Below are 10,442 nucleotides of genomic sequence, written 5' to 3' on the forward strand. Positions count from 1 at the left end.
TTCATATTGCATCTATTGCCCTTCTTAATTTACTCAGATTCGACTCTTTGGCTTCTGCAGGTAATCTACCCAAACATCTGGAAAGTTTAATGGAGAAATCTAATCGGTATGTTATACCTGAGAGAAGGATGAGGAGTTATCCAAGGGTTGTAAAAGGAAAACCTCAAAAATACCCAAGAAAAAGCCAGTCAATCTCTTAACTGACTGGCATTACTCCACTTGGAGAGGCTTTTTATCATCACAATTAAAGTAACCGTTTAAATTTTAATACTTAAAGAATTTCTTTACGCAGTTGTTCCGGTGACTTCATCGACAATAAACCTGGTGCAACATCAAATGCGGTTTTCGCACCGTACTGACCCATCTGGTTCATGCGGTAACACGCACGTGCATAAGCCACCAATACGCTTGCCGTAAACTCAGGATTACTCTCCAGTTTCAAAGAGAATTCCATGACTTGATTATGGGCATCGCTGGTATTGCCACTACGAATCACGAATCCACCATGTGGCATACGATTGTGTTCATTACGAAGAGTTTCTTCATCAATGAAGTTTACCGTTGTATTGTAATCAGCAAAATAGTCCGGCATGGTCACAATGGCCTGTTCAACCTTGGCTGCGTCTGCACCTTCTTCAAGTACCACATAGCACTCACGCGTATGCTTATCTCGGGTGCTTAACTCTGGACGTGAACCACTACGCACCTTGTCCATCGCATTGGTGGAGGGAAGGGTATATTGCACACCCGCTTTCACACCATCAACACGACGAATCGCATCTGAGTGACCCTGACTTAAACCTTTACCCCAGAAGGTATAGGTTTCACCGTCTGGAAGTAATGCTTCACCGAACAAACGATTGATGGAGAACATACCTGGGTCCCAGCCAATCGAAATCATGGCTGTTTTCTTGTTCGCAAGTGCTGGCGCATTTACAGCATCAAAGAACTCTGGAATACGTGCGTGTGTATCAAAGCTGTCGACAGTATTAAATTTACTTGCTAATTCAGGGGTCTGTTTAGGCAAATCATCTTTCGATCCACCACATAAAATCAGTACATCAATCTGATTCTGGAAGTCAACCAATGCATCCATATGAAAAACTTTGGTTTCAGTAAAGCAGGGTGAAACAGTTTCAGGCGCACGGCGAGTAAAAATACCCACAAGCTGTAAATCTGGATTCTTTTGAATGGCAGTTTCCACACCACGCCCTAAATTGCCATAACCAGCAATACCAATACGAATAGAATGTTGCATACAGACAAGTCACTTCAAGCTAATAGTTAAACTTTTCCAAATCAGATTCATAAAACGAAGATGATTGGGTGCTTCTTCTGTGGATTCAAGCCATGATTCAGCCTGCTCACAGAATGCACCATATTGTGCCACAATGTTGTATTTGCACCAAATTAAAGCAAAGTCAGTCGCGATGCTGATCTAAATCTATCGCATAAAAACAAAAAAACCTCCTGACCGGAGGTTTTTCGCAACGGGTGAAATTAAGCACCCGTTTGATAACGTGCCTGAGCCACGGCCGTCGAAGCCTGATAAGGATGGGTAAAATCACCCAGACCGGCTGCCGCTTCCTGAATATCTTTACCTTCTTTAATCACGAAGGTATCGAAACCGGAACGCTTCATATAGTTCAGTACATCTTTAAATACATCACCTGTGGCACGGAGTTCGCCTTCAAAACCCTGACGGCGAAGCAGTGCTGCAAATGAATAACCACGACCATCGTTAAAGCCTGCAAACTCAATAAAGATGGCATCGAGCTGATCTAACGGAAACTCATTGGTTTCAGGCGAAGCATCTACGGTTAAGTACAATGCTTTTTTACCTGAAACATTAGCAAGTTGATCGAGCTGCTCAACAGTCAACACCACATCACCTTGTGGTAACACGCCATCTTCACCAATAATTTGGTAAGTATTGTCTGCAATCGTGCCATCTTTAGAGAGCACTTGTAGTGCGGTATTAAGCATATGCACGCTCCTTAAATGGTTGAATGCCAACACGGCGATAGGTATCAATAAACTCTTCACCTTCCTGGCGCAGGTCAAGATAAGTATTTAAAATTTCTTCCACCACATCTGGCACTTTTTCCGCAGCAAATGATGGCCCTAAGATGTCACCGATTGAGGCATCATGATCAGCATTACCACCCAGGGTAATCTGGTAGAATTCCGCGCCTTTTTTATCAACACCTAAAATCCCGATGTTGCCGACATGGTGATGACCACAGGCATTCATACAACCGGAGATGTTCAGATCCAGTTTACCCAGGTTGTAAATGGTATCGAGATCATCAAAACGGCGTGAAATCGCTTCAGAAATTGGAATTGATTTGGCATTGGCCAGCGAGCAGAAATCACCGCCTGGGCAGCAGATAATATCAGTCAAGAAACCAATGTGCGCACGCGCCAGATTGTGTTGATCCAGGGTTTGCCATAAGGCAAACAGGTCTTTTTGTGGTACATCTACCAGCGCAATATTCTGCTCGTGTGTAGTACGTAATTCACCGAAAGTGTACTGATCAGCCAGGTCGGCAATCAGGTTCATTTCTTCCGTGGTGACATCACCCGGGGCAATACCGGCACGTTTCAGTGAAATGGTGACAATACGGTAGCCTTTCACTTTGTGTGCATTGGTATTGATGTTAAACCATTGCTTGAACTTCGGATATTGTGCAAACAGCGCGGTGAAGTCCTCATCTGCATAGTCCTGATAATCGAATGGCGTAAAGTTCTCATCCATTTTTTTCAGGGTGTCTGCATCGACTTTTAAGGTTTTCACCGTATGTGCAAATTCAGCTTCAACTTTCTCGGCAAATACTTCTGGCGTGAGTGCTTTTACCAGAATCTTGATACGTGCTTTATATTTGTTATCACGACGGCCGTGCAGGTTATAGACACGCAGCACTGCTTCCAAGTAAGCAATTAAGTCTTCACGTGGCAGCCATTCTTTAATCACTGCACCGATGATTGGGGTACGACCCAAACCACCGCCAACCATGATTTTATAGCCCATTTCGCCGGCTGCATTGCGTACAATATACACACCAATATCATGGAAAGCAGTTGCCGCACGGTCAATTTCTTCAAGTGCAGATACCGCAATCTTGAATTTACGTGGCAAGAAGGCAAATTCTGGATGGAAAGTCGACCATTGACGGATCAGCTCACAGGTCGGACGCGGATCGGCAATTTCACCAGCGACCACACCGGCATACTGGTCCGTGGTGGTATTCCGGATACAGTTACCTGAGGTTTGAATCGCGTGCATCTGAACTGTGGCCAGTTCAGCCAGCATATCTGGCACGTTTTCTAGTGCAGGCCAGTTAAACTGAATATTTTGACGTGTTGAAACGTGGGCATAACCACGGTCATAGGCCTTGGCCAAGGCAGCGACTTTACGCAGCTGGGTCGAGCTCATTAAACCATAAGGCACGGCAATACGTAACATTGGCGCATAGCGCTGTACATATAAACCATTTTGGAGACGAAGTGGACGATATTCATCTTCTGTCAATTTGCCCGCTAAATAACGTTCCGTCTGGTCACGGAACTGCGCAACACGTTCATTAATCAGTTGCTGATCGAAATCAGTATATAAATACATGGCGTACAGCTAGTAGTTTCATTATAACGACCGACAGGATAGCGACATTTTATCTATCAACAAAATGCGTTTTTTACATATTTCATAGCGATTTTATTGATAAGTCAGCTGGACTTGCGCTGTAAGCAAGCCTTTGCAGCCATTCATTATTACTTTCTGGATCTTTCATTATTTTTTGCGTTATTTAGCATTTTTTTTCATAAGATGTTTATCCTCACTTTTGGGTCTGGATAAACATCTTATATTGGCTGATAAACCTCTTTTATAGACTGGCGCGTTACCAGTTCCCCTGCCCCAAACCTTGGCCACGGAAATCATAACGAGCTTTGGAGCGCGAGAATTTAATCGGGCAGGCCAACTGCGCTTCAGTGTCTGGGCTGTCCTGTTCCAGTGGCACTTGAACCACCCATTCGCGTTGCTGGGCCAGTGGTGAATGCAGCGCTTCTTCTAAATACAGCACCGGTTCGACACAAACATCCTGCTCGGCAAATATTTGCTGCCATTCTACCCAGCTTTTGGATTGAATTTTATTGCCAATGGCCTGTTTCACCGCCTGCCGGTCGTCTGAATCAAAAGAACTTCCTTTTTCCACAATTAGTGGCAACTCCAGGACCGCGGCCAGACCTTGCATAAATTGTGGCTCCAAACCACCGATCGAAAGATAGCGGCCATCTGAGGTACGATAATAGTCATAAAAAATCGCGCCATTTAAATGGCCAGCTTCGGGACGCTGCTGTTCCTGTCCGGCCAGGCTGGCTGCCGCAGCCATATTGTTTAAGGCCGCCACACAGTCAGTCATGGAAATATCAATATATTGTCCCTGTCCGCTGCTTTGCCGTTCAATGACGGCGGCCAATATACCGACCAGCGCATGTAGTGAGCCACCTGCAACATCAGCAATCTGAATGCCCATTGGCGGTGGCCCGGACTGTGCCCGGCCACTATGCCCGGCAATACCGGAAAGCGCTAAATAATTGATATCATGTCCAGCCTTGGCCTGATAAGGACCGCTTTGTCCATAGCCGGTAATGGAACAATAAATCAGTCCGGGATGAATTTCTGCCAATGTGGCATAATCCAGCCCCAAACGCTGCATTACCCCAGGGCGAAACTGCTCAACCACAATATCGTAATCTTTAATTTTGGCTTTAATTTGTGCAATGCTGTCCGGGTCTTTTAAATCCAGCGTCACCGACTGTTTATTGCGGTTCAGGTAACTGTGCGAAGTCGCCTGGCCATTGGCATAGGGCGGAAATAGCCGGACCAGATCGGGACGGTTCAGTGATTCAATATGCACCACTTCTGCGCCTAAATCGGCCAGATAAAGCGTGGCAAATGGTCCGGGTAACAAGGTGGAAAAATCTAAAACTTTGAGTCCGTTTAAAGCGTATGACATTGGAGTTTTTACTCTATTTGTGTTGATTTTTTCATCATCTTAGAAATATAAAAGCATAAACACAATGTCATGTTCAGCCATTTACCTTGATCATTTCGGCAATTTAATATGTAAAATGGCAAAATAACTCAAGTAAATTGCCAAAAACTTTATTTTTAATGTCATTTAGGTCAAACATACGTGATTACCAAAGACAAAGAGTCAGAAGGCTTTAATATGAGCCGCGATACCATCAGTATCCACTTCGTAAATGCGGCTCTAACCGGTGTCAAACGCCTAGGCATGGACGTCGAGACCTTATTATCACACGTGGGTATTGAGGCCGAGCTGTTACGCCAGCCCAAAGCGCGAATCTCGCCAGAACAATATACCCGTTTTATTAAAATGCTGTGGATGGTGACTCAGGACGAGCACATCGGCTTTGATGTTCAAGGCCGCCGCTTAGGTACTTTTGCCATCATGTGCCAGCTGATCATCCATGCCAAAACCTTGGGTGATGCCTTAGAACTGTCCTCCCAGTTCTATAAACTGTTTGGCGATGAATGGTCGGTGACGCTGGAACGTGACAAACACGAAGCCCGTCTGGTGCCGTTAATTCCTAAGAGCATGGACCCGGACCACTTTATTACTGAAAGTATGCTGATGATCTGGCATGGTCTGGCATCGTGGTTAATTGAACGCCGTCTGCCGCTGGAACGTGTCCACTTTGGTTATGAGCGCCCTGCCCATGCCGATGAATATGATGCGCTGTTCTTCGCCCCAGTGATGCAGTTTGATATGCCGCGTACCGAAATTACCTTTGCGGCCGACTATCTGGACTTGCCAATTCGCCAGAATGAAGAAACCCTGGAAGAATTCCTGAAAGCGGCACCGGCACAGTTACTGGTGAAATTCAAGAATACCAACTCTTTAACTTCACGAATTCGTGATGTCTTAAAGAGCCAGATTGGCGAAGAAATGCCAACCTTGAATGATGTTGCCTCAATGCTGTATCTGTCGCCGCAAACCCTGCGCCGCCGTCTGGCAGCCGAAGGTAAAAGCTATCAGGGCGTCAAAGATGCCTTACGTCGTGATGCCGCGATTCACCTGTTGCTGAATCCGGAACTGACGCTAGAAGATGTAGCGCAACAGGTCGGCTTTAGTGAAACCAGTACCTTCCACCGTGCCTTTAAAAAATGGACTGGAGTGACACCAGGGCTATATCGCCAGTTACACGGTTATCACTAAACATTTTTTAGACAACGTCTTTTCAGGTTTGATCTTCCTCTCCGCCCTCACCGCCAAGTGAGGGCTTTTTTTATTGGCGAAAAGCATCATCTGACCTCGCCCGTTCTCGTCATTGCACTTCATCAATTAATTATTACACTCAAAAAGCATAACAATTTAAAACTCATCAAAGGGATAGCACATGAGCGAGGCTTATATTATTGATGCCATTCGCACACCACGCGGAAAAGGAAAAAAAGATGGTTCACTCTATGAAGTGAAACCGATCAGTCTGGTCACCACCCTGTTGCGTGAATTAGAACAGCGCCATCAGCTGGATACTTCACAGGTCGATGATATTGTGCTGGGCTGCGTCACACCGGTCGGTGATCAGGGTGCCGATATTGCCAAAACAGCAGCGATTGCTGCCGGCTGGAACAATGATGTGGCAGGTGTGCAGATCAACCGTTTCTGTGCCTCCGGTCTAGAAGCCGTGAACTTGGCCGCGCAAAAAGTCCGCTCTGGCTGGGAAGATCTGGTCGTCGCCGGTGGAGTGGAGTCAATGTCCCGCGTACCAATGGGTTCGGATGGTGGCCCGTGGGCGCTGGACCCGGAAACCAACATGGCCTCGGAATTTGTCCCGCAAGGCATTGGTGCCGATTTAATTGCCAGCATTGATGGCTATAGCCGCGCCGATGTCGATGCCTTTGCCGAGCAGTCACAAAAGAAAGCCGCGGCTGCGCAGGCCAATGGTCATTTTGAGCGTTCAATTGTGCCGGTCAAGGACAAAGCCGGTGTTGTAATTCTAGCCAAAGATGAATTTATTAAGCCGAATACCACCGCGGAAGGCCTGGCCAAACTCAATCCAAGTTTTGAAATGATGGGACAGATGGGTTTTGATGCCATCGCCCTGCAAAAATATCCTGAAGTCGAGAAAATTCAGCATGTGCATCATGCTGGTAACTCCTCCGGTATTGTCGATGGTGCCGCGCTGGTGTTACTGGCCTCGGAAAAAGCCGTGCAAGAACAGGGTTTGAAACCACGCGCCAAAGTGCTGGCCACAGCACTGGTTGGTGCTGACCCGACCATCATGCTCACCGGTCCTGCACCGGCATCCCGTAAAGCTCTGGCCAAAGCTGGCTTAAGCATTGAGGACATTGACCTGTTTGAAGTCAATGAAGCTTTTGCGGCGGTGGTGATGCGGTTTATTAACGAGATGCAGGTCGATCCGGCCAAAGTCAATGTCAACGGCGGTGCAATTGCCATGGGTCATCCACTCGGGGCCACCGGTGCCATGATTTTAGGCACCCTGCTGGATGAGCTGGAACGTCAGGGCAAAAAACGTGGTCTGGCCACCTTATGTGTCGGTGGCGGTATGGGTATTGCCACCATTATTGAACTGGTTTAAGGAGGAGCCGCATGAGCGCTATTCAATTCGAAAAAAACGCCGACAATATTGTAATCTTAACGCTAGACTCGCCAAACCAGTCCGCCAACACCATGAATGCAGATTTCCGTGCAGCTTTGGCGGAAACCGTGGAAAAACTCAAAGCCGATGAACAGATTGCCGGAATTATCTTCCGTTCGGCCAAAAAAACCTTCTTTGCCGGCGGTGATCTCGATGAACTGATTCAGGCTCAACCGGAACAGGCCAGCGATTTTTTCCAGATGGTGGAAGGCATGAAAGCCCAGCTGCGTTATATCGAAACGCGTGGTATTCCGGTGGTGGCTGCCTTAAATGGCACAGCTCTTGGCGGTGGCTGGGAACTGGCGCTGGGCTGCCATCACCGCATTGCCTTGAATGACCCAAAAACCAGATTCGGTTTACCGGAAGTGACTTTGGGCCTGCTACCAGGTGGCGGCGGCATCGTGCGAATGGTACGTCTGCTCGGCCTGCAAACCGCTTTTCCATTTTTAATCGAAGGCAAACAGTTTGGGGTAGAAAAAGCTCTGTCTTTGGGCTTGATCCATGACACGGCCGACTCAGCAGATGAAATGCTGCAAAAAGCCATCAACTGGATTCAGGCACATCCGAAATCACAACAACCGTTTGATGTAAAAGGCTATAAAATTCCGGGCGGTGATCCGAAACATCCAGCGGTGGCGCAGATGCTGGCGATTGCTCCGGCGATTTTACGTGACAAGACCAAAGGCTGTTATCCAGCACCGGAAGCAATTATGTCGGCCGCGGTCGAAGGTGCACAGGTTGATGTCGATACCGCACTGACCATTGAATCACGTTATTTTACCTATCTGGCAACCGGTCAAGTCTCTAAAAATATGATTGGTACCTTCTGGCATGGCCTGAATGCCATTAAATCCGGTGCCAGCCGTCCACAGAATATTCCGCAGTGGCAGGCGAAAAAAGTCGGTATTTTAGGTGCCGGAATGATGGGTGCCGGAATTGCCTATGCTGCAGCCATTAAAGGTATTGCGGTTATCCTGAAAGATGTTGCTATAGAAAATGCAGAAAAAGGCAAAGCCTACAGCCAGAAACTGCTGGATAAAAAAGTTGCTCAAGGGCGGATGACTGCGGAAAAACGCGACCAGATTCTGGCACGCATTACCCCAACGGCCTCAGCGGCAGATCTGGCTAGCTGCGACCTGATCATTGAAGCGGTGTTTGAAAATCAGCAATTAAAAGCACAGGTGACCCAGGAAGCCGAAAGCTATCTGGCTGCCGATGGCGTGATGGCCTCCAATACCTCGACCCTGCCCATTAGCGGTCTGGCGCAAGCCGCGAAAGATCAAAGCCGTTTTATTGGCCTGCATTTCTTTAGTCCGGTCGATAAGATGCAACTGGTTGAAATTATTAAAGGCCAGAACACCAATCGTGAAACCGTGGCCAAGGCCTATGACTTTGTCCAGCAGATTGGCAAGACGCCTATTGTGGTCAATGACAGTCGTGGTTTCTTTACCAGCCGTGTGTTTGGTACCTTTGTGCAGGAAGGTCTGCGTATGCTGGCAGAGGGCATCCATCCGGCCAAAATTGAAATGGCCGCGCTCAAAGCCGGGATGCCTGTTGGACCGCTGGCGATTCAGGATGAAGTCTCGCTGACCTTATCCGAGCATGTCGCGGCAGAAACCCGCAAAGCCTTGCAGGCGGAAGGCAAAGAACGCCCACGCTCAGGTGCAGATGAAGTCATTGAAACCATGATCCATCAGTTTAACCGTAAAGGTAAAGCAGCCGGCGCCGGGTTCTATGACTATCCTGAAGGTGGCAAAAAATCGCTCTGGGAAGGCCTCAGTTACTGGAAAAAAGAGCAGACTGTCGATGAGCAGGAACTGATTGACCGCTTCCTGTTTGTCCAATCGCTGGATACTTTGCGCTGTCTGGAAGAAGGCGTGCTGGAATCGGTGGTAGATGGTAACGTCGGCTCGATTTTCGGGATTGGTTTTGCCCCGTGGACAGGTGGTGCCCTGCAGTTCCTGAATCAATATGGACTAAAAGATGCGTTAAACCGAGCACAAGCTCTGGAACAACGCTATGGTGAGCGTTTTGCCCCACCGCAGTTATTGAAAGATAAAGTCGCGCAAGGCGAACAAATTTAAACCCATTCATCTTGGTAGTATTCAAGAGGCCTTTAGGGCCTCTTGTCTGTTCTGGCGACAGTATTGAGCCGCGCCTCGGCGCAAGGAAAGCATTTTCTTGGCTTGGACTTTGAAATAATTATGTTATAAAGTTTCAACAGATTCAGTTTTCTTTTTATCCAATTGGGCAGTTTGTTATGACCGACCACTCATCTCCAGAAAAATCTCCTTGGGGTTGGAAAGCACTTATTATTTTCTCGGTTTTAGGTGCGTTATTTCTTGGCCTGTTCTATCTTGCCGTGAGCAATGAACCGGACTATATGCCAAGCCAGCAGAATAAACACAACACCCAGCAACATGCGTTTAAAAATGCGCCTGCCATGTCTGAAGAGGCTTTGGCCAAAGCTCAGGCTGACCGCGAAGCGCGTGAAGCTCGTGCGGCGGCCAGCGCAGAACAGCATCAGATGACCGAAGCGGAACACGCTGCCATGGATGAAAGCCATAGCGATACCACGGGACACGGTCACTAATCAGCAAATATTAAAAAAGCGGACTTCACGTCATTGCTGTCCCACAATTTTTCACAAGAGGAAGCTCATTTGAGCTTCCTCTTGTTTTATGGGTATTTTATCGGGTGAAAATAAAGCTTTTAAAGTTCTTCTTTCAAACAAATTCACTTGAATTATT

8 protein-coding genes and 1 pseudogene are annotated in these 10,442 nt (G+C 47.3%); 5 read left to right on the plus strand and 4 right to left on the minus strand.

Annotated elements, in window-relative coordinates:
• Positions 1-200, plus strand: a pseudogene (locus tag FTU54_RS15205) (DDE transposase); the annotation flags it as partial.
• 71 nt (positions 201-271) lie between these two features.
• Here FTU54_RS15205 and FTU54_RS14375 read toward each other — a convergent pair.
• The 4 genes from FTU54_RS14375 to FTU54_RS14390 form a co-directional block, all read right to left on the minus strand.
• Complete coding sequence (locus tag FTU54_RS14375) at positions 272-1,258, minus strand: diaminopimelate dehydrogenase (RefSeq protein ID WP_180047406.1); 987 nt, start codon at positions 1,256-1,258, stop codon at positions 272-274.
• A gap of 242 nt (positions 1,259-1,500) precedes the next feature.
• Positions 1,501-1,986 carry a DUF934 domain-containing protein gene (locus tag FTU54_RS14380; RefSeq protein WP_005175797.1) on the minus strand — a complete coding sequence of 162 codons (486 nt, stop codon included), beginning with the start codon at positions 1,984-1,986 and terminating at the stop codon, positions 1,501-1,503.
• Positions 1,979-3,622, minus strand: a complete 1,644-nt coding sequence (locus tag FTU54_RS14385) for a nitrite/sulfite reductase (protein ID WP_016659814.1) — start codon at positions 3,620-3,622, stop codon at positions 1,979-1,981. The genes FTU54_RS14380 and FTU54_RS14385 overlap by 8 nt, the downstream gene beginning before the upstream one ends.
• A gap of 277 nt (positions 3,623-3,899) precedes the next feature.
• Entirely contained in the window at positions 3,900-5,018 is a 1,119-nt protein-coding gene (locus FTU54_RS14390) for a CaiB/BaiF CoA-transferase family protein (RefSeq protein WP_180047407.1), read from the minus strand.
• A 216-nt stretch (positions 5,019-5,234) separates the two neighbouring features.
• Between FTU54_RS14390 and FTU54_RS14395 the strand changes: the two genes are divergently transcribed.
• From FTU54_RS14395 to FTU54_RS14410, 4 genes are all read left to right on the plus strand, one after another.
• Entirely contained in the window at positions 5,235-6,245 is a 1,011-nt protein-coding gene (locus FTU54_RS14395) for an AraC family transcriptional regulator (RefSeq protein WP_034597576.1), read from the plus strand.
• Positions 6,246-6,426: 181 nt separating this feature from the next.
• Positions 6,427-7,632, plus strand: a complete 1,206-nt coding sequence (locus FTU54_RS14400) for an acetyl-CoA C-acetyltransferase (protein WP_180047408.1) — start codon at positions 6,427-6,429, stop codon at positions 7,630-7,632.
• Between the two features lie 11 nt (positions 7,633-7,643).
• Positions 7,644-9,776 carry a 3-hydroxyacyl-CoA dehydrogenase NAD-binding domain-containing protein gene (locus FTU54_RS14405; protein ID WP_180047409.1) on the plus strand — a complete coding sequence of 711 codons (2,133 nt, stop codon included), beginning with the start codon at positions 7,644-7,646 and terminating at the stop codon, positions 9,774-9,776.
• 176 nt (positions 9,777-9,952) lie between these two features.
• Positions 9,953-10,285, plus strand: coding sequence for a hypothetical protein (locus FTU54_RS14410; RefSeq protein WP_104473664.1), 333 nt, complete (start codon positions 9,953-9,955; stop codon positions 10,283-10,285).
• The last annotated feature ends 157 nt before the right edge of the window (positions 10,286-10,442 follow it).

Origin of the sequence: Acinetobacter sp. YH12116 (genome assembly GCF_013418895.1) — a bacterium.
GTDB lineage: Bacteria > Pseudomonadota > Gammaproteobacteria > Pseudomonadales > Moraxellaceae > Acinetobacter > Acinetobacter indicus.

What these genes read in the sequence shown, in the direction of transcription:
- FTU54_RS14375 (WP_180047406.1), bottom strand. Translation starts at nt 1,258, where the DNA reads ATGCAACATTCTATTCGTATTGGTATTGCTGGTTATGGCAATTTAGGG.
- FTU54_RS14380 (WP_005175797.1), bottom strand. Translation starts at nt 1,986, where the DNA reads ATGCTTAATACCGCACTACAAGTGCTCTCTAAAGATGGCACGATTGCA.
- FTU54_RS14385 (WP_016659814.1), bottom strand. Translation starts at nt 3,622, where the DNA reads ATGTATTTATATACTGATTTCGATCAGCAACTGATTAATGAACGTGTT.
- FTU54_RS14390 (WP_180047407.1), bottom strand. Translation starts at nt 5,018, where the DNA reads ATGTCATACGCTTTAAACGGACTCAAAGTTTTAGATTTTTCCACCTTG.
- FTU54_RS14395 (WP_034597576.1), top strand. Translation starts at nt 5,235, where the DNA reads ATGAGCCGCGATACCATCAGTATCCACTTCGTAAATGCGGCTCTAACC.
- FTU54_RS14400 (WP_180047408.1), top strand. Translation starts at nt 6,427, where the DNA reads ATGAGCGAGGCTTATATTATTGATGCCATTCGCACACCACGCGGAAAA.
- FTU54_RS14405 (WP_180047409.1), top strand. Translation starts at nt 7,644, where the DNA reads ATGAGCGCTATTCAATTCGAAAAAAACGCCGACAATATTGTAATCTTA.
- FTU54_RS14410 (WP_104473664.1), top strand. Translation starts at nt 9,953, where the DNA reads ATGACCGACCACTCATCTCCAGAAAAATCTCCTTGGGGTTGGAAAGCA.